Source organism: Paraburkholderia ribeironis (assembly GCF_900019265.1).
GTDB classification, from domain to species: Bacteria; Pseudomonadota; Gammaproteobacteria; order Burkholderiales; family Burkholderiaceae; genus Paraburkholderia; species Paraburkholderia ribeironis.
The window spans coordinates 30999-49434 of sequence record NZ_CYGX02000012.1 but is presented as its reverse complement, the minus strand read 5'-3'; the positions used below and the strand labels follow the sequence as shown (position 1 = coordinate 49434).

General features: G+C 63.8%; 14 protein-coding genes and 2 pseudogenes. 6 read left to right on the top strand and 10 right to left on the bottom strand.

Annotated elements, in window-relative coordinates; translation table 11 throughout:
* Positions 1-68: 68 nt before the first annotated feature.
* Positions 69-2117, bottom strand: coding sequence for an elongation factor G (gene fusA, locus BN2475_RS06005; RefSeq protein WP_094778649.1), 2049 nt, complete (start codon positions 2115-2117; stop codon positions 69-71).
* Positions 2118-2279: 162 nt separating this feature from the next.
* Between fusA and BN2475_RS06000 the strand changes: the two genes are divergently transcribed.
* From BN2475_RS06000 to BN2475_RS05990, 3 genes are all read left to right on the top strand, one after another.
* Positions 2280-2768 (top strand): aminoacyl-tRNA deacylase, encoded by a 489-nt coding sequence (locus tag BN2475_RS06000; RefSeq protein ID WP_094778648.1) that lies wholly within the window; start codon positions 2280-2282, stop codon positions 2766-2768.
* Between the two features lie 115 nt (positions 2769-2883).
* Positions 2884-3588: a BON domain-containing protein gene (locus BN2475_RS05995; protein ID WP_245841160.1), complete on the top strand. Its 705-nt coding sequence runs from the start codon at positions 2884-2886 to the stop codon at positions 3586-3588.
* A gap of 99 nt (positions 3589-3687) precedes the next feature.
* On the top strand, positions 3688-5478 hold the full coding sequence (locus BN2475_RS05990; protein WP_094778646.1) for a tetratricopeptide repeat protein: 1791 nt from the start codon (positions 3688-3690) through the stop codon (positions 5476-5478).
* A 169-nt stretch (positions 5479-5647) separates the two neighbouring features.
* Here the strand turns inward: BN2475_RS05990 and BN2475_RS05985 are convergent, their stop codons facing one another.
* Together BN2475_RS05985 and BN2475_RS36185 are read right to left on the bottom strand one after the other, a co-directional pair.
* Positions 5648-6559, bottom strand: coding sequence for a LysR family transcriptional regulator (locus BN2475_RS05985; protein WP_094778645.1), 912 nt, complete (start codon positions 6557-6559; stop codon positions 5648-5650).
* A 183-nt stretch (positions 6560-6742) separates the two neighbouring features.
* Positions 6743-6877: a hypothetical protein gene (locus tag BN2475_RS36185; RefSeq protein WP_281254184.1), complete on the bottom strand. Its 135-nt coding sequence runs from the start codon at positions 6875-6877 to the stop codon at positions 6743-6745.
* On the opposite strand from BN2475_RS36185, the pseudogene BN2475_RS05980 reads away from it, so the two are divergent.
* Positions 6822-7109: pseudogene (locus BN2475_RS05980) on the top strand (indolepyruvate ferredoxin oxidoreductase); the annotation flags it as partial. The gene BN2475_RS36185 and the pseudogene BN2475_RS05980 sit on opposite strands and share 56 nt — an antisense overlap.
* 39 nt (positions 7110-7148) lie before the next feature.
* On the top strand, positions 7149-8459 hold the full coding sequence (locus BN2475_RS05975) for an MFS transporter (RefSeq protein WP_094778644.1): 1311 nt from the start codon (positions 7149-7151) through the stop codon (positions 8457-8459).
* Between the two features lie 104 nt (positions 8460-8563).
* Here BN2475_RS05975 and BN2475_RS05970 read toward each other — a convergent pair whose 3' ends face one another.
* From BN2475_RS05970 to BN2475_RS05940, 7 genes and pseudogenes are all read right to left on the bottom strand, one after another.
* Positions 8564-9547 (bottom strand): M14 family metallopeptidase, encoded by a 984-nt coding sequence (locus tag BN2475_RS05970; protein WP_094778643.1) that lies wholly within the window; start codon positions 9545-9547, stop codon positions 8564-8566.
* A pseudogene (locus BN2475_RS05965) lies at positions 9544-11017 on the bottom strand (NAD-dependent succinate-semialdehyde dehydrogenase). The gene BN2475_RS05970 and the pseudogene BN2475_RS05965 overlap by 4 nt, the downstream one beginning before the upstream one ends.
* 66 nt (positions 11018-11083) lie before the next feature.
* Positions 11084-12178: a tartrate dehydrogenase gene (locus BN2475_RS05960; RefSeq protein WP_094778642.1), complete on the bottom strand. Its 1095-nt coding sequence runs from the start codon at positions 12176-12178 to the stop codon at positions 11084-11086.
* A 235-nt stretch (positions 12179-12413) separates the two neighbouring features.
* Positions 12414-12911, bottom strand: coding sequence for an Lrp/AsnC family transcriptional regulator (locus BN2475_RS05955; RefSeq protein ID WP_094778641.1), 498 nt, complete (start codon positions 12909-12911; stop codon positions 12414-12416).
* A 61-nt stretch (positions 12912-12972) separates the two neighbouring features.
* A complete protein-coding gene (locus BN2475_RS05950; RefSeq protein WP_094778640.1) occupies positions 12973-14397 on the bottom strand; it encodes an aspartate aminotransferase family protein in 1425 nt (474 codons plus the stop codon).
* A 181-nt stretch (positions 14398-14578) separates the two neighbouring features.
* Positions 14579-15502, bottom strand: coding sequence for a 2-hydroxyacid dehydrogenase (locus BN2475_RS05945; RefSeq protein WP_094778639.1), 924 nt, complete (start codon positions 15500-15502; stop codon positions 14579-14581).
* 15 nt (positions 15503-15517) lie between these two features.
* Positions 15518-16402: a GNAT family N-acetyltransferase gene (locus BN2475_RS05940; protein ID WP_245841159.1), complete on the bottom strand. Its 885-nt coding sequence runs from the start codon at positions 16400-16402 to the stop codon at positions 15518-15520.
* 450 nt (positions 16403-16852) lie between these two features.
* On the opposite strand from BN2475_RS05940, the gene BN2475_RS05935 reads away from it, so the two are divergent.
* The gene (locus BN2475_RS05935) at positions 16853-18430 is read left to right on the top strand and encodes an ABC transporter substrate-binding protein (RefSeq protein ID WP_094778638.1); all 1578 of its coding nucleotides are present in this window, start codon (positions 16853-16855) and stop codon (positions 18428-18430) included.
* Positions 18431-18436 lie beyond the last annotated feature (6 nt).

Here is an 18436-nt window from a genome sequence, read left to right as displayed (position 1 = left end):
GCCCAGGCCCAGGATGTATTGCGAGCCGATAACAGTCGATCCTGGCGCTGCTACCGGCATGCGGCTCATCACGCCGAGTCATCGCCCTGTTTTTTGTGTTGCGAAGCCATCCGCTCCTGCTGCGCGGGGGGCACCGGATCATAGTGGCTGACCTGGATGCTATAGCTGCCGTGTCCGCCAGCAAGGGCGTTCAGACGCGACTGATAGTCGTTGAGTTCGGACAATGGCACCTGCCCCACGACGACCACGGCGTTGCCGGCAGCTGTGCGTGTGCCATGCACCTGGCCGCGCTTGGCCGACAGGTCGCCGATGATGTCACCCATCGCGGCTTCCGGCGCGATCACCTCGATGTCCACGACAGGCTCGAGCAGGATGGGCTGGGCTTTCAGCACCGCGTCGATGAAGGCCTTGCGCCCGGCGGAGACGAATGCCACTTCTTTGGAGTCGACTGAATGGCTCTTGCCGTCGAAGACGGTCACGCGCACGTCCTGCATCGGGAAGCCGGCAAGCGGTCCGCTGTCGATCACCTGGCGCACGCCCTTTTCCACAGCGGGCATGAACTGGCCGGGAATGGCGCCGCCCTTGACCGCGTCGACGAACTCGAAACCCGTGCCGCGCGGCAGTGGCTCGACGCGCAGCATCACTTCGCCGAATTGCCCGGCGCCTCCGGTTTGCTTCTTGTGGCGATGATGCCCGTCGGCTCTCGCGTCGATGGTTTCCCGATAGGCGATCTTCGGCGGCCGTGTCACGACCTCGAGCTTGTACTGCTCGGCTAGCCGCTCGAGCATGAGGCGCAGATGCAATTCGCCCAGGCCTCGTACCACCGTCTCATTGGTGCCGACCGGATGTTCGATACGCAGGCACGGGTCTTCCGCGCTCAGCTTTTGCAGAATCTCCCAGAGCCGCTGCTCGTTGCCGCGGCGAGCGGGCTCGATCGCGAGACCATAGATCGGTGTGGGGAATTCGAGCGGGGTGAGATGGATGTCGCCGTCTTCGGGGGCGTCATGCAGCACGGCATCGAAGGCGATCTCGTCGACCTTGGCGGTGGCGCAGATATCGCCTGGCCCGGCTTGCTGGATGTCCACGTGCTCTTTGCCCTGCAGCATCAGCAGATGGGAGACCTTGAACGGTTGGCGCCCGTCGCCGATATACAGCAGGCCATCGCGCCTGACCGTGCCTTGATGGATACGAAACACCGCCATCCTGCCGATGTAAGGGTCCATGACGATCTTGAAAGCATGGGCCAATACGTGCTTGTCGGCATCCGGTTCGGCGCGCACGACTTCCTGGCGGCCGCCGGCATCGCGGTAGAAGAGCGGCGGGTTGCCCTCCATCGGATTGGGCAGGAGCCGGACGAACACATCGAGCAATTGCTGGATGCCGGCCCCGTTGAGCGCCGATGTGAAGCAGACCGGCACCAGATGACCCTCGCGCAACGCCCGTTCGAAAGGCTCGTGCAACTGCTCCGGGCCGATGGCCTCGCCTTGCTCGAGGTAAAGCTCCATCAAGGCGGCATCGATCTCGATCACCTGATCGACCAGCGCATTGTGCGCAGCCGCAACCGACAGGAAATCGGCGTCGCCGGCCGGTTCGAAAAAGCAATCGACGACCTCGCGGCCGCCCTGCGCCGGCAGATTGATGGGGAGGCATCGCTTGCCGAAGGTCTCCTGGATTTGCGCGAGAAGCCCGGGAAGGTCGACTTTTTCGCCGTCGATACCGTTCACGATGATCATTCTGCACAGCTTGCGTTGCTCCGCCCACGCCATCATGCGGCGAGTGGTCATTTCAATGCCGGTCTGCGCATTGATGACGATAGCGGCGGTCTCGACGGCGGGCAGGGCGCTGACCGACAGGCCCGCAAAGTCCGGATAGCCGGGCGTGTCCAGCAGATAGATGCGCGTATCGCGGTAGTGCAGGTGGACCACGGCGGAATTCAGCGAGTGATGATATTTGCGCTCGAGCGGGTCGAAATCGCACGCCGTGGTGCCGCGCTCCACGCTGCCGGGCGCGTGTAACACGCCGCCCTGGTGCAGCAGGGCTTCGGCAAGCGATGTCTTGCCGCATCCGGCATGCCCGACCAGGGCGATGGTGCGGATGGCGTCGGGGTTGTAACGCATGGCCGCCCTCGTCCAGTAGTGGATGTGGGCTCATTATTGGCGAAAACCGCCTGACATGCCAAACACCAGCAGGCCGCAGGTCTTTCACGCGCCGGCGAAAGCGACCTATTCTTAAAGGGTTCTGCGTAACGATGTTCCGTTTCCTTCGATAGGAGGTGCGTCATGTCGATGTCTGCCACTCTCCAGGACTGCCTGCGCAGCAAGGGCTCGCAGTACGAAATCGTGCGTCATCCGCTCAGCCATTCCAGCGTCGAAACCGCGGCGGCAGCCCATATTCCCGGCGACCGCCTCGCCAAGACGGTTCTTCTCGAAGATGAGAAAGGCTACGTGGCGGCGGTGCTGCCATCCACCTACGCGGTACGGCTGTCGTCGCTGTGGGCGCAGACCGGACGTCAGCTTTGGCTCGCCAAAGAGGTCGATTTGCGGGAACTGTTCAAGGACTGCAACGTGGGTGCGCTTCCGCCCGTATGCACGGCCTATGGCATGCAAACCTATCTCGACGAAAGCCTCACGCGCCAGCCGGACGTCTATTTCGAGGCCGGCGACCATGAGGAACTGATCCACATGGGCACGGATCAATTCCTCGATCTGATGGACCGGGCCGAGCGGGCCCGCTTCGCGCGTCGCATGCAGGGTATGCCGTCTTCCTGATGGGCGCCCGCCTGATGCGGCAAAAGTTGCGCAGCGCGGCATAAACCGCGCTGCGTCACCCAAGCTTTGCGCGAGGCAAATCATGCAACGCAGCGATACGGTCTTCAAGCGGGTCATGGCGGCGTTCGAGCGCGAATCACACCTGAAACTCCATAATCATCCCATTCATATGAGTTTTGACGGCGACGCGTTGACCGTCGCGGGCGAGGTGCCGGATGTCGCCTCCAAGAAACGCCTTCTTCACCTGACCCAGACGCACAGCGAGGGGCGGCGTGTGGTCGATCAGTTGCGTGTCACCGCCAACCCGCCAGTCGGTGATGGCGAGTTGCGCACGCGTATCTGCGAACGGCTCACGCAGGCGGTGGAGTTCCGCCACTGCGTGATCTGTGCGCGCGTCAAGGGCCAGCTCGAAGTACTGCGCGGCACGATGGACGCGGCGGGCAACGACGGCAGCGGCGTCGTCGAAGTGACGGTCGACAATGGTGTGGCGACCTTGACCGGGCAAGTGACGAGCCTCTCTCACCGGCGCCTCGCGAGTGTGATCGCGTGGTGGGTCGGCGGCTGCCGCGACGTGGTGAACCTGCTGGAGCTGGTGCCCGCCGAAGCGGACGGCGACGACGAGATTTCCGATGCCCTGCACCTGGTGCTCGAAAGCGATCTGCGCGTGCGTGCCGAACAGATCACGATTAATGTGGAAAACCATCGGATCACGCTGGCGGGGTGGGTGGCGACCGAAGCCGAACGACGGCTGGTGGAGCAGGACGCCTGGTGTCTGGATGCGATCGATGGCGTCGTCAATCGCATCCACGTGCGGGCCTGATCTGATCGCCGGTCGGTGTGCAGTACTTTTGCCGCTGGAAACTGGAAAGGCGTCTGCCGCGCAGCCGGGCAGGCCGGCACGCGGCGAGCGTGACGGGAAATGAGTGGGCGCAAGTTTCTGTCGGCCGTGGCGATGGCCGTGTTCTCCGCAGGATGTCCGGGTGCGAATGCGACGGCAGCGACGGATGCGACGGATGCGACAGGCTCCTGTTTTCCGGCGTTCTCGGAGGTCGATGTCAAAGACGGCCTCAGAGTGCAGGCCGATTGTGGCGGCCACGGTGGCGTCCACGTGCGGGCTCTGAACCGCATGGTGATCGGACTGAACCGTTCAGTGAAGGACGCAGGACTCTCCGATGTCCAGATGGTCTCGCTCGCACGAGCGGCCAACCTGATACTGGCCGCTGTACAGGCGCGCTCGGGCCACATTGGCCACACTGGCCGCGAGACCGATACCGCGTTCGCCAGCCTTGAACAGCTCATTGAACGTCTTGCCGCGCAAATCAGGGCGCAACCCGACGCGGACCTGGTAGCCGCCGCGAGGCAATGGGGCGCGCGTTACGACGATCTGCTGCGCAGGTCGTCGATCGCACGGAGTTCCGATCCGCTTGAACTGCAAATCGGCGAGGCGCTCGCGCGCTTCGATCTGGAGGGTGCGTCTGAGCGGCTCACGAAGCTGCTCGAAGAAAAACAGGCCACCGCGCAGGTGCTCGCGGCGCGCTGTCATGAGGCCGGCGAAATCGAGTTGCTGCGCTTTTCGCCACAGAGCGCACTGCCTTATCTGGAAAGGGCCTATTCGCTGCAGCCTGAAGACATCGACACTGCGACTGCGTTTGCGGACACGTTGGCTGAACAACGCGAGGTTGAACGTGCGGAACCGATTTATCGCGCGCTGCTGTCGCGCTATCAGGCGCTTGCGCAGGAGAAGCCCGCCGCCTACCAACCCCTCGTTGCGCGCACGCTCGACAAGCTGGGTAACGTCTACGTCGGGCTGCAACGGCCGAAGGAAGCGGAGGCCGCCTACCTGCGGGCGCTGGAGATCTACTGGCTGCTCGCGCGGGAGAACCCGCGGGCCTATGGCTCTGCGGTCGCGGAGACCTTCGACAACCTCGGTGCACTGTATCGCGATACCCAGCGCCTGACGGACTCAGCGCAGGCGTACCGCGAAGCGTTAACCATCGATCGCGCATTGGCCGATCGCGACCCCGCGACCTACACGCCTGAAATCGCGACGAAGCTCAACGACCTCGGCATCCTGTACGACGCGACACAACACCTGAGCGACGCGGAGCAGGCCTACCACGAGGCACTGGAAATCCAGCGGACTCTCGCGCGTGGCAATCCCGCGGCCTATCGACCAGCGCTCGCGCGTACGCTCAACAATCTCGGCAACCTGTATAGCGCCACGCAGCGACTCCACGAAGCAGAGCATGCCTACAAGGAAGCGCTCGCGATCCGCCAGCAGCTCGCGCGCAAGAGTCCAGCACTCTACCGGCCCGACGTGGCGCGCACGCTCAGCAATCTTGGTGCGCTCTATCGCGCCACGCAACGGCCGAAGGAGGCTCAGCAAGCCTATCAGGAAGCCTTGCAGATCTACGGTTCGCTCGCGCGGGACAACCCCGCGGTCTACGAGGCAGATGAAGCACGGACGCTGAACAATTTAGGCGTCCTGTTCTATCGCAGCGGGCGAGCGCATGAAGCAGAAGACGCCTACCGCAGAGCGCTGGACCTTTACCGGACGCTGTCGCGAGATGATCCCGCGACCTACCGTCGGGATGAAGCGCGGACCCTCGGCAATCTTGGCGAGCTCCTCAGCCAGACCGAACGACCGCGCGAGGCCGAAGAGACCCGCCGCGAAGCAGCCCGTCTTCTCGATACCACAGAAGCACCGTAGATCGCACGGTGCCCCTCGTTTGCGTCACGTGCTCACGTGCGTCGCCGGGGACGAAAGTCCGCGCGCCACGTCAGCACCATCAGAGCCCGTGCGGCAAGATACGACGCCCGCACAAGGAACAGATCGGAATCGGCGGACTCTCTAAAGCCCGCCGCATGTCGATACACATTCACGCCGGAGCATCGCTGAGCTGTGTGATCACCAGCGTCCTGAGCCAGCGGTTCGCGTCGTGAGTGTCGAAGTCCGCGTGCCAGTGCACGGTGACTGTCACCCCGGCAATATCGACCGGCAGGTCGTACACGGCAAACTCGTCGGCTGGATTGAGCAGCCGAACGGTGCGCCGCGGTAACGTCACGATCCAGTCCGTGTGCGCGAGGATATGAGGTACCACCGTAAAATGCGGCACCCGAAGCGCAATTTGCCTGTGGATGTTCCTTTTGCGGAAGCTTTCCTCGATCTGGTAGTGCGCACTTTCCAGCGACCCCACCAGCACGTGCGGGAAGGCCAGGTATTGCTCGAGCGTCAGCGTGCGTCTGGGCAGACCGCGGCGCCGGCGGGTCATGCACACGTAGTCCTCATGGAACAGTCGCTGGTGGCGGGTTCGCTCCACCAGCGCCGGCAGATTGCCAATGGCCAGGTCGAGCCGGCCGACCCGCAAGGCGTCTTCTATCTGGTCGACCGGGATCGACTGGATGTCAAGCCGCACATGAGGAGCGCATTCCGCCAACGCCGCGCATAGCGTTGGCAGGAATGCGAGCTCTCCGATATCCGACATCGAAAGCCGAAACACGCGCGTGCTGGTCGCCGCCGCGAAAGGGACCATCAACTGCAGCGCATGCTCTGCCGCTGCCATGGCTTCGCGCAGCGGTTCGCGCATTTCCAGCGCGGCCGACGTCGGCTGCATCTCATTGCCGTTGCGCACGAACAGCGGATCATCGAGGATCGCGCGCAGCCTGCCAAGCGAATAGCTGACCGCCGGCTGCGATAATCCGAGCCGGTTCGCGGCAAGTGTCAAATTGTGTTCTTCCAGAATCGCGTGAAAGACACGCAGCAGGTTCAAATCGATGCGGTTGGTGTCCACGGCATGGGGCTCATTGACCGGCAATGCCGGAGGCCGTCATTCCGGCGCTGAGCTTCCAGTCCGACAGCGGGGTTCAAATAAATAAACTTATGCTGCTTCCAGAATTTGATCGATTCGGCGAAGCCGTACTTTATTCCTATACTCGCGTAACCTCAAACAGGACCGTGCGCGATGGCCGAGCGATCATTCATCGAAGAAGTGAAGAAGCTGGGCCTCGGAGACGGCGAGCTCTTCAGCGGCGAGCGCAGCCCGGCCGTCGCCAGGGCGCTGCTCGTGCATCCGGTTTTCCGGGTGTCCGTCGCTGTCGATACGTCCCAATCCCGATTTGCTGCGCCGCGATCCCGTTGCGACGGTCGACGACCACTGCTTCGGTTCCGAGTTGTGCGGCGCGGTATCGCATGCTGCGGTGCTGTGCCCGTCTTTCTTTCGCGCGCAGATGGTGAGCAATCCGAATCGTCTGGATCGCCTGCGCCAGCGCGTGCGCGATCTCGTGATCGGCAGGCTGCAACGCGGCGAAGCCCGCTGCTACCGCGCGCAATACGCGTTGTGACTCCAACCTGCTGGGTAACGTACCGAGGTATTTTGCGCCATGTCCTCCATTCCCAATGAACGCGCTTCCTTGCGCCAGACATCCCGTGTGACTGGCCGCGTGCTGTTGATTTGCTGGCTCGCGATTCTTTTCGAGGGTTACGACGTTGGCGTCATGGGGGCGGTCTTGCCGGCGTTGGCCGATGACAAAGCCTGGAACCTGAGCCCGCTGCAGTTGGGCGCGCTAGGCAGCTACGGACTGCTGGGCATGTTCTTTGGCGCTTTTCTGATCGGCACGCTGAGCGATCTGCTCGGCCGGCGCCGCATGCTGCTCATGTGCGCAACGCTCTTCTCGCTCACCATGGCTGGCGCGGCATGGGCGCCGACTCCCGGCTGGTTCGCCTTGTTCCGGTTTGTCGGTGGGCTGGGGTTGGGCGGCGTCATTCCTGTGGCGGCTGCACTGACGATCGAGTACTCCGCGCCACATCGCCGTAACTTCAATTACGGACTGATGTATTCGGGGTACTCGCTGGGCATCCTGTGTGCAGCCGCTGTGGCGATCCAGCTGCTGCCCGGACTGGGTTGGCGCGGCGTGATTGGGTGCGGCGCAGTGCCTCTCGTGCTGCTCTGGCCCATGGCCCGCGCATTGCCCGAGTCCCTCGAATATCTGGTCGGTCAGGGGCACCACCAACAGGCTGCCGAACTGGCGGCGCGCCTGGGCGTTGACGTTCCGGTGTTGCCAGCGCGTGGGGCCGCTGCTGATCACGATGGCGGCTGGCGAGGGGTGCTGGGCGAAGTGTTCGCGAGGCGGCATCTGAGAGCCACGTTGTGCTTCTGGGTGGCGTTGTTCTGCGGCCTGTTGCTGATCTACGGTCTCAACACCTGGCTGCCGACGATCATGCGCAAGAGCGGCTACGACCTGGGCTCCAGCCTGAGCTTCCTGATCGTCTTCAGTCTCGCGTCAGCGGTGGGCGGGCTCGTTCTTGGCAAGGTCGCCGACCGTATCGGCGTGCGTATGACGGTCGGCGTGTTCTATCTGCTCGGTGCGCTCGCCGTGCTCGCGCTGATGTTCAGACATGAGATGGCATTGAACTATCTGCTGGTCGCGCTGGCAGGCGTCGGCAGCATTTCGGCGTCACTGATCCTGACCGGTCATCTGGCCGACTACTATCCCGCGCCTGTGCGCGCTGCGGCCACCGGCTGGGCGTTGAGCTTCTCGCGGGTCGGTGCGATGAGCGGGCCGCTGCTCGGCGGTTACGTGGCCGCTCGCGGTCTTGGTATGGGGTCGAATTTTCTCGCTTTTGCGTTAGTCGGTCTGTTGGCTGCCTGTGCCGTCTTTCTTCTGCCGTCCAGGCGTTCGAAGTCGTCGTGAATCCGTTTACCCCCATCAACCTGCCACGGACCACTGTCATGGTTGCCGAGCCGATCAGGATTGAGATCCTTTATGGGCGGGGAAGGGGGCGGCGTGCCTGGCAATCAGGCGTGCTCGATGCGCTGTTCGATCTTGCCGAACCGCACCACGGTCACGCCGGGCCGCAGTTGCCGCAGTGACGGCATCACCAGCACGCAATCGTCATAGGGCGTGACGACCGCCTGGCCGTCCGACCAGCCGATCACCGTGCCCGCCTTCCCGACTACTTCGAGCCCCGTGTAGGGGCCTGCAAAGCGAAAATCCATGCTTGTCGCGACGACCGGTTCGGTGACGCGCACCACCTGCATCGTCGATGGCAATGGCATCAGCCAGCCGTCCGGCAGATCGGTTTCGTCGACCACGCCGGCGAGCAGCAGGAAGCGCGCCGTGGTGTCGCGTGCGACCGTGACGGCGCTCTGTTCCCAATGCTGGCCGCACTCGATCAACAGCGCGTTTTTCGGGCTCACGTCGCGGCCGAAGTCTGCGTAGTCGCGCATTCTGCGTCCTTCCGGATGGCCTTCGTCGCAGATCACGGTGGCCGGCGTGCCGAGTTGCACCGCCAGCGCGATCCCTTTATCCAGCGGACCGGCGACGATCAGCGGCGCGCTTTTCTCGTGCATCGAATGCAGGTCGAGCAATGCATCGACGCTGTCGATCACCGGGCGCATCTGGCGCGCTCGCTCGAGTTCGCTCGAAGTGCGCGACAGGTCGTCGAGCAGCGCCGCGGTCCACACGCGATTGAAGTCCTGATCGACGAAGCGCGCCGCGTCGGGACGTGCGCGATCGAACCGCGCGTACGCAGCGACGTTCGCGAACGACAGCGTCAGCGTGCCGCGCCGTGGCCGCAACCCGGCGCGCAACAACGCATCCACGACGATTGCGCCGCACACTTCATTGCCGTGTGTCAGCGCGTTGATCATCACGTGCGGGCCGGGCACGCCGGAGTCGAACGTGTGAACGTAGGCGATGCCGGTGTTGCCTTCGGCATGCGCGGAAATGTCGGGGAATTCGATTTCGATCGGATACGCGCGGTTGTTATCATTGCTCATTCCAGTCCTCCCTGGCAAAGGTACTTGATCGACAGATAGTCGTCGAGGCCGTATTTCGAGCCTTCGCGGCCGTAGCCCGATTCCTTCACGCCGCCAAACGGCGCGGCTTCCGACGACAAGGCGCCTTCGTTGATCCCGACAATGCCCGCTTCCAGCGCCCGCGATACCCGTTCGATACGGCGCGGATTCTCGCTGTAGAAATACGCGGCCAGACCGAACGGCGTGTCGTTCGCGGCATCGACAGGCCTGCTGTTCCGTGTCGAAGCGGAACAGCGGCACGACAGGCCCGAAGGTCTCCTCGCTGAAGAGCGCCATGTCCGGCGACGCGTCGCCGAGCACGGTCGGCGCGTAGTAGTTCGGGCCCAGTTCGGTCAGACGGCGGCCGCCGGTCAGCACCGTCGCGCCGTGCGCGAGGGCGTCCCCGACGTGGCGCGCGATCTTGTCGACCGCGCGCAGGTTGATCATCGGGCCGATTTGCGATGCCTCGTGCGTCGCCGGCCCGACGCGCAGCGCGCCGACCCGCTCACGCAAACGCGCGGCGAAGCGCTCGTAGACACCGTCCTGCACGTACACGCGGTTCGGGCATACGCAGGTTTGTCCGCCGTTGCGGAATTTCGCGGCCAGCAGACCTTCGACGGCGGCGTCGAGGTCGGCATCGTCGAACACGATGAAGGGCGCGTTGCCGCCCAGTTCCAGCGACAGCTTCTTGAGTGTCCCCGCCGATTCGCGCGCCAGATATTTGCCGACCGGCGTCGATCCGGTGAACGTGATCTTGCGCACGCGGCTGTCTGCAAGCCAGTCGGCGACCGTTGCCACCGCCGACTCGCGCGACGCCACGATCAGGTTCAGCACGCCGGCTGGCACTCCCGCTTCGTGCGCGAGCTGGGCCAGTGCAAGCGCGGTCAGCGGCGTATCTTCAGCCGGCTTGCCGACCACCGTGCAGCCCGCCGCGAGCGCAGGCGCGATCTTGCGCGCGATCATCGCAAGCGGGAAATTCCACGGCGTGATCGCGGCGACGATGCCGACCGGCTCCTTCACGGCGCTCATCTTCTTGCCGCGCTGCTGTGGCGGGATCAGGTCGCCGTAGATGCGCGTCGCTTCTTCGGCGAACCACGCGACATACGACGCGCCATAGGCGACTTCGCCACGTCCTTCGGCAAGCGGCTTGCCCTGTTCGAGCGAGATCAGCGCGGCGAGCGCGTCCTGATTGGCGAGGATCAGCGCATGCCAGCGATGCAGCACGGCGGCGCGTTCTTTCGGCAGCCGTGCGCGCCATTGCGGCAGCGCGTGCGCGGCGGCGTCAGTGGCGGCGCGTGCGTCTTGCGGGCCGCTGTCGGCGACCGCGGTGATGGGCTCGCCAGTAGCGGGGTCGGTGACGGCGAAGCGCTTGCCGCTTTGCGCGGCAACCCAGCGTCCGTCGATGAAGTTGTCCGCGCGGATCAGCGGACGCGCTTGCTGTTCAAGTGACATAGGCGGCCTGTTGTTGGCTGGTGAGATGCGCGTGGAGTACGCGCGGTGTACGTGACCTCTGCGCGATCAGCGCGGCCCGGCTTCGGCGATCCTTGCGGCGAGCGCCTTGCCGGCTTGCGTCGTGTTCGCGTTGCCGCCGAGGTCGCCGGTGCGCGGGCCATGCTTGAGCACATGCTGGATCGCATCGAGCATCGCATCGTGGGCTTCGCGTTCGATGCCCGCACCGTTGCCGAGGAAGTCGAGCATCATCGCCGCCGACCACACCATTGCAACCGGATTGGCGATGTTCTGGCCGGCGATGTCCGGTGCCGAGCCATGCACCGGTTCGAACAACGAAGGAAACTTGCGCTCGGGATTCAGGTTGCCCGACGGTGCAATGCCGATCGTGCCGGTGCATGCCGGGCCGAGGTCCGACAGGATATCGCCGAACAGGTTGGATGCAACCACGACATCGAAGCGGTCCGGATTCAGCACGAAGCGCGCGCAGAGAATGTCGATGTGCTGCTTGTCCCACGTGACCTCGGGATAGCGTGCGGCCATTTCGGCGGCGCGGGCGTCCCACCACGGCATGCTGATCGAGATGCCGTTGCTCTTGGTCGCAACGGTGATTGTCTTCTCGCGACGCTGCGCGAGATCGAACGCGAACTTCAATACGCGCTCGGTGCCGTGGCGCGTGAAGACGGATTGCTGCATCACCGTTTCGCGCTCGGTGCCTTCGAACATCACACCGCCCACCGACGAATACTCGCCTTCGGTGTTCTCGCGCACGATCATGAAATCGATGTCGCCGGCCTGACGTCCCGCCAACGGCGCAGGCACGCCTTCGAAAAGGCGCGCGGGACGCAGGTTGATGTACTGATCGAACTCGCGTCGAAACTTCAGCAGCGAACCCCACAGCGAGATGTGGTCCGGGACTGTGTCCGGCCAGCCGACCGCGCCGAACAGGATCGCATCGCAGTCTTGCAGTTGCGCTTTCCAGTCGTCCGGCATCATCTGGCCGTGTTTCGCGTAGTAGTCGCAACTCGCCCACTCGATGTGCCTGAACTCGAACCGGATGCCGAAGCGTTGCGTGACTGCTTCGAGCGCGCGCAAGCCTTCGGGCATGACTTCGACGCCGATGCCGTCGCCGGGAATCACGGCAATGCGATAACTGCGGGTCATACGGGTCTCTCCTGATGAGCGCGAGTCGACGCGCAAACCTGTAACGATGGGCTTCATTCTATGCGGGCGAGCGCAGCATAAAAATCTGCATTTGACGTGCGGACGCGGCACGCATTCCGAAAAAAACGCGGCAACGCAATACACCGCGTATTGAATGCGGCGCGCGGTATTGAAGAAGGCAAGCGGCTTGACGGAACGAAACAAAGACGCGGTCGGCGGGACCCGCGTCTATCGTTCAGTGATGGTTCTGCGAAAACAGCGTTTCGAGCGGGTAGTGCGTCTTGATGAACGGCGTCTTGATGATGACGTAGCTGAAATACTTTTCAATGCCGATATCGCGTTCAAGCAGTCTTTCGATGATGCTCTGATAGTGGCTCACGCTGCGCGTGACGAACTTGAGCAGATAGTCGTAGCCGCCACTCGCGAGATGGCATTCGACGATCTCATCCACGTCGCGAACCGCCGCGACGAACTTGATGAAGTCTTCGCGGCGATGATCGGCGAGCGTCACCTCGGTGAACACGACCTGCACGTCGCCGAGCTTCTCAAGCTGGATCTGTGCGCCATAGCCGACGATGTAGCCGGCTTTCTCCAGACGCTTCACGCGGATCAGGCAGGGGCTGGGCGAGAGCCCCACGGCATCGGCAAGCTCGACATTCGTAATGCGGCCCCTCTTCTGCAGTTGCGAAAGAATGCGCAGGTCAATCCGGTCCAGTTTGCAGTCGCTACTCATGTCTTGGTTCGGTCTGACGATCGAAGGTTATTCCTGAAAGCCTGCCGATGTTATCACGCCGTTATGCGGCGGCGCGGTTCGGTCCGGGCGAGCGGACAGCGGAGCAACCCTTGAGCGCGGCGCGCACGTCGGCCTCGTCGAGCACGTCGTCGAGCGTGCGTTGCAGGCGCGTGAACAGCAGGTCGAATTCGGCGCCGGTATAGCACAGCGCGGGCGCAAAACCGAGAATGTTGTCGCCGAACGCGCGAAACACCAGCTGGTTGCGATACGCCGCCGCGGCGATCCGGTCCGACAGCTTCAGCGACGGATCGAAGCCCTGCTTGCTGTCCTTGTCCGACACGAGTTCGAGTGCGCCGAGCAAGCCGCGATGCCGCGCATCGCCGACCAGCGGATGCGCGAGCAATGCATCGAGACCCGCAGCGAAGCGCGGCGCCTGCGCCTGACCATTCGCGAGCAAACCGCCTTCGTGATAAAGGCGCAGCACTTCGAGGCCGATCGCCGCGCTGACCGGATGCGCCGAATACGTATGGCCGTGTCCGACGATCGCCGTGTCGTTCGCTTCGCCGGCAATCCCCTGATAAATCGCATCCGACATCAGCACGGCGCCCATCGGCGCGTAGCCCGCGGTCAAGCCCTTGGCGACCGTCATCAGATCCGGCTCGACCTGTTCGGCTTCGCACGCAAACAGCGGACCGGTTCGGCCGAAGCCCGTAATCACTTCATCGGCGACGAACAGGATGTCCAGACGGCGGCATGCGTCGCACATCGCCTTCAGCCAGCCGGCTGGCGGAACCACGACGCCGCCCGAGCCCTGGATCGGTTCGCAGAAAAACGCCGCGACATTCTCCGCGCCAAGTTCGGCGACCTTCGCTTCGAGCGCCGCCACGGACTGCGCGATCAACGCCTTCGCATCGACCCCGGCCGGCTGGCGATAAAGATACGGCGACGGCAGATGATGCTGGCCCGGCAGCGGTAGATCGAAGTGGCGATGAAACGCGGGCAAGGCCGTGAGCCCCGCGCCGATCGACGACGAGCCGTGATAGCCGCGCTCCAGCGCGATCATGTGCTTCTTCGACGGCCGGCCGGTTGCGTTGTAGTAGTGCGTGATGAAGCGAATTGCGGAATCGACGGCGTCCGACCCGCCGAGCGTGAAGTACACATGTTGCAGCGACGCCGGTGCATACGACACCAGCTTCTGCGCCAGCTCGATCGCAGGCTCCGAGCCGAAGTGGAAATAGCCGGTCGCATAGGGCAGGCGCGCCATCTGTTCGGCTGCGACCTTGACGATGCTCTCCTGGCCATAGCCGACGTTCACGCACCACAAGCCCGAGAATGCGTCGAGCAGTTCGTTGCCGTCGCGGTCGCGCAGGTAGGCGCCGTGGCCCGATTCGAGCACGGTGACGCCGCGTGCTTCATGCGCGCGGTAATTGATGACGGGATGGATCAGATGTTTGCGGTCGGCTTCGATAAGCGATTGGTTCGGCATGTTGGGTTCTCGTCGCAGGGTGGAGCGGAAGGGACTGTTGACCGGTCCATACTAACGATTGCCCGCTACCCGACGTGCCGCCAAAAAAAATCCGAAAGAGCGCAGTTGCTGCGTTTTGCACCCTGGGCACAGCATATTCTGCCGCGCCCGTTTAAACGCGCTCCGAGGATGCATCGGGCGTTCAATAGCCGCGCTCGCGGTCGATCTGTCCGAGCATCGGCTCACCATTGCGATGACGGCGCAGGTTGTCGAGCACCGCATCGACCGCGCCCTCGGGACGCGTGGCACTGGCGATATGCGGCGTGATGCGCACACGCGGCTGCGTCCATAGTGGATGACCGGCAGGCAGCGGCTCGGGATCGCTGACGTCGAGCACCGCGTTGCGCAAACGTCCGCGCGTCAGCGCTTCGAGCAGATCGGCAGTGTTCAGTTGCGGGCCGCGTCCCACATGAATCAGCGATGCACCGTCGGGCAACGCATCGAATACGCGCCGCGACAGCAGCCCGCGCGTCGCATCGGTCAGCGGCAACAGACACACGAGCACATCGGTGCGGGCGAGAAACGCGTCGAGCGATGCGTCTGTCGCATAGCAGTCCACGCCATCCATGAGTCGCGGCGAACGGCTCCAGCCCGCGCACGCAAAGCCGAACAGCTTCAGGCGTTCGAGCACCGCCGTTCCCAGCATGCCAAGGCCCAGCACGCCCACGCGACGCGTCGCTGCGGCTCTTACCGGCAGCGCTTGCCATACGCGCGCCTGCTGCTGCAACGCGTAGTCGAACAGATCGCGATGCACGGCGAGCACAGCTTCGGTGACGTATTCGACCATGCCTTCGACGATACCCGGCTCGATCATCCGCACCACCGGCACATGCTGCGGCACGCGCGTCAGATCGAACTGATCGACGCCCGCGCCGACTGAAAATATCACTTCGAGATTCGGCAGCGTCTCGGCGAGATCGCCAGGCGACCACGCGGCGAGATAGCGGATCGCGGCGGGGTCGCCGAGATCGGGCCACACCCGGAACGGCAACTGCGGCGCACGCTGCGCGAAGCGTTCGGCCCATTGCGCACCACGGAGCGGATCGGCCTTATACAGAAAGGTCACGGCTCGGCACTCGCGTTACAGCATCGCCTGATTGATGATGCCGAACTGGCGGAACAGCGTATCGGGCGGCCCTTCGACACGCGCCGGCTCCGCGTTGCGGACCATCTTCACGACCTTGTCGACGCGTGGCAGACCGAGGCCGATCAGCCAGTCGGTCAGACCGCTGCCGGTCGGCACGTCGATCCGCACGAACGCCCCTTCGTTGAGCGCGAGCCAATGGTGGATCAGCGCCTTCGCGCGGCTGCAGTCGGGCGAATCGGCGGCCACCACCGGACCGATTGCATAGCCGCGTCCAAAACGGCGAAACAGCGCAAAGCCGAGCAGTTCGCCGTCGCGGTCCAGCGCGATACCGTCGGCGGCTTGCAGCAGCGCGGGCAGCACGGCGCAGCGATCCAGCCCGCACGCACGCGATGCGAGGTCGATCAGTTGCGGCGTATCGTTGACGCCGAGTGGCCGCAGACGCTCGCCCGCCGGCAACGATTCGAGCGGCGGTTGAAACACCGCACCCTGATGCTGTTCGAGCGAACCACAGGCGCGAAAACCCAGCTTCTCGTAGAGCGGTTGGCCGGCCGTGGTCGCGTGCAGGAAGGTGACGCGATTGCCGGTCTCGCCGAGCACGAGCGACATCAGCTTGCCGCCGATCCCGCGCCCCTGGTGGTCCGGCGACACGATCACCATGCCGAGCGTCGCGCGATTGGCGCCGAACTCCCAGTAGAGCGCCGTGCCGATCACGACGCCGGCCTCTTCGGCGACGAAGCCGCTTCCGGCATCGGCGGCAAAGCGCCAGTCCTCGGCGCGATGCGGCCAGCCGACCGCCATCGACAGGCCATGCGCGGCCGCAATGTCGTTGGGGGTGAAGCGTCGATAGACAAGCGTTTCTTGTTCTGTGGATCCGGACACGGCTTACTCCTTGAAAGGCGGCACACTTGCCTGCGACTGTCGCATTTTGGCTGCGTCGTTAATAGGACGATCCTTTTATCTTGCCTCGCCAAAACATCCTGCGACGCAACTCGCTACAAAACACACCGTCAGGCGGGCCGGAACGCGTTGATTGTGCTGAATCGGCTTTTTTGTCGGCGGCATATATCACGCGTGTGACTTTACGATTTCAGTCAACCGCGGCGTCGTGCGCCGCTGCCATCGCGATGCGGCCGCCGCCCTGGCGCGGCAAGGCATGCAGCGACAGCAGCGCCGGCGCCACGGCAAATCGTGCTGCGCAGGGCACCCAAAACGGTCGATTCGAATGGTCGGGACGCCCCGATCGCGACAACCGGCACTTTTTTGGGATGCTTAAATCGTCTCAGGCCGGACAAGCGCAATCCAACCTTCTCATAGTCAGGAGCAGTTCGCATGAACGACGACGAAATCAAACATGGTGGTTTCAGCCGCCGCGACATGATGCGTGTGATGGCTGCGGGCAGCATGCTGGCGACCGGCGCAGGTGGACTGCTGGCGGGCGCGAGGTCGGCATTCGCCGCACCGGCGCCGAAGCGGGGCGGCAAGATCCGGGTCGCCTACGACGTCGGTTCGACGGCCGATACGTTGGACCCGGCGAAGGGTTCGGCGGGCAGCGACTACATCCGCTTCTTCATGTTCTACAGCGGTCTGACGCAACTCGACGCGAGCCTCACGCCGCAGCCGAACCTCGCCGAAGCGCTCGATACGGCCGACGCGAAGACCTGGGTCATCAAGTTGCGCAAGGGCGTCACCTTCCACGACGGCAAGGCGCTGGCGCCGGCCGATGTGGTGTATTCGCTGATGCGCCACAAGAACCCGGCCACCGCGTCGAAAGTGAAGTCGCTCGCCGACCAGTTCGCCGACGCGAAGGCCACCGGCCCGAACGAAGTGACGCTCACGCTCGCGTCGGCCAACGCCGACCTGCCGGTGATTCTCGCGACGCCGCAATTCGTGATCGTCAAGGACGGCACGACCGATTTCAATGCGGGCATCGGCACCGGACCGTACAAGGTCAAGTCGTTCAAGCCAGGCGTGAGCACGGTCGGCGTGCGCAACGATAGCTACTGGAAGCCGGGCCAGCCGTATCTCGACCAGATCGAACTGATCAGCATCAGCGACAACGCCGCACGCGTGAACGCGCTGCTCTCGGGCGACGTGCACCTGATCAATTCGGTGGATCCCCGTTCGACACAGCGCATCGCCTCGACGCCGGGCTATGCGGTCAAGGAAACCAGGTCGGGTCTGTATTCGGACCTCATCATGCGCTGCGACAACACGATGACGGGCAATCCGGATTTCGTGAACGGCATGAAGTATCTGTTCGATCGCGACCAGATCCGCACGGCGGTGTTTCGCGGCTATGCGGTGATCGGCAACGACCAGCCGATCCCGCCGGGGCACCGTTACTTCAATGCAGCGCTGCCGCAGCGCAAGGTCGATCTGGACAAGGCGAAGTACTACTTCCAGAAAGCCGGTGCGATCGGCACGCCGCTGCCGCCGATCTATGCGACGTCCGACGCGAACGGCTCGGTCGAAATGGCGGAGCTGATGCAGCAGACTGGCGCGAAGATCGGCATGAACATCACGGTCAATCGCGTACCGGCCGACGGTTACTGGTCGAATCACTGGATGAAGCATCCGCTCGGTTTCGGCAGCGTGAATCCGCGCTCGAGCGCTGACGTGCTGTTCACGCAGTTTTTCAAGTCGGATGCCGCGTGGAACGAGTCGGGCTGGAAGAACCCGAAGTTCGACCAGTTGCTGCTGGCGGCCCGCTCCGAAACCGACGATGCGAAGCGCAAGCAGATGTACGGCGATATGCAGGTGATCGTCGCGGAGCAGGGCGGTATCGGCATTCCGGCGTTCATCAGCCTGCTCGATGCGAACGACCAGCGTCTGCAAGGACTGGGTTCGATTCCAACCGGCGCGATGATGGGCTTCTCGTTTGCCGAGCACGTGTGGTGGAACGCGTGACGCACG

Coding starts and splice junctions, on each gene's coding strand:
- BN2475_RS05935 (WP_094778638.1), top strand. CDS start 16,853: ATGAACGACGACGAAATCAAACATGGTGGTTTCAGCCGCCGCGACATG.
- BN2475_RS05990 (WP_094778646.1), top strand. CDS start 3,688: ATGAGTGGGCGCAAGTTTCTGTCGGCCGTGGCGATGGCCGTGTTCTCC.
- BN2475_RS05950 (WP_094778640.1), bottom strand. CDS start 14,397: ATGCCGAACCAATCGCTTATCGAAGCCGACCGCAAACATCTGATCCAT.
- BN2475_RS05975 (WP_094778644.1), top strand. CDS start 7,149: ATGTCCTCCATTCCCAATGAACGCGCTTCCTTGCGCCAGACATCCCGT.
- BN2475_RS05995 (WP_245841160.1), top strand. CDS start 2,884: ATGGCGGCGTTCGAGCGCGAATCACACCTGAAACTCCATAATCATCCC.
- fusA (WP_094778649.1), bottom strand. CDS start 2,117: ATGCGTTACAACCCCGACGCCATCCGCACCATCGCCCTGGTCGGGCAT.
- BN2475_RS05970 (WP_094778643.1), bottom strand. CDS start 9,547: ATGAGCAATGATAACAACCGCGCGTATCCGATCGAAATCGAATTCCCC.
- BN2475_RS06000 (WP_094778648.1), top strand. CDS start 2,280: ATGTCGATGTCTGCCACTCTCCAGGACTGCCTGCGCAGCAAGGGCTCG.
- BN2475_RS05955 (WP_094778641.1), bottom strand. CDS start 12,911: ATGAGTAGCGACTGCAAACTGGACCGGATTGACCTGCGCATTCTTTCG.
- BN2475_RS05960 (WP_094778642.1), bottom strand. CDS start 12,178: ATGACCCGCAGTTATCGCATTGCCGTGATTCCCGGCGACGGCATCGGC.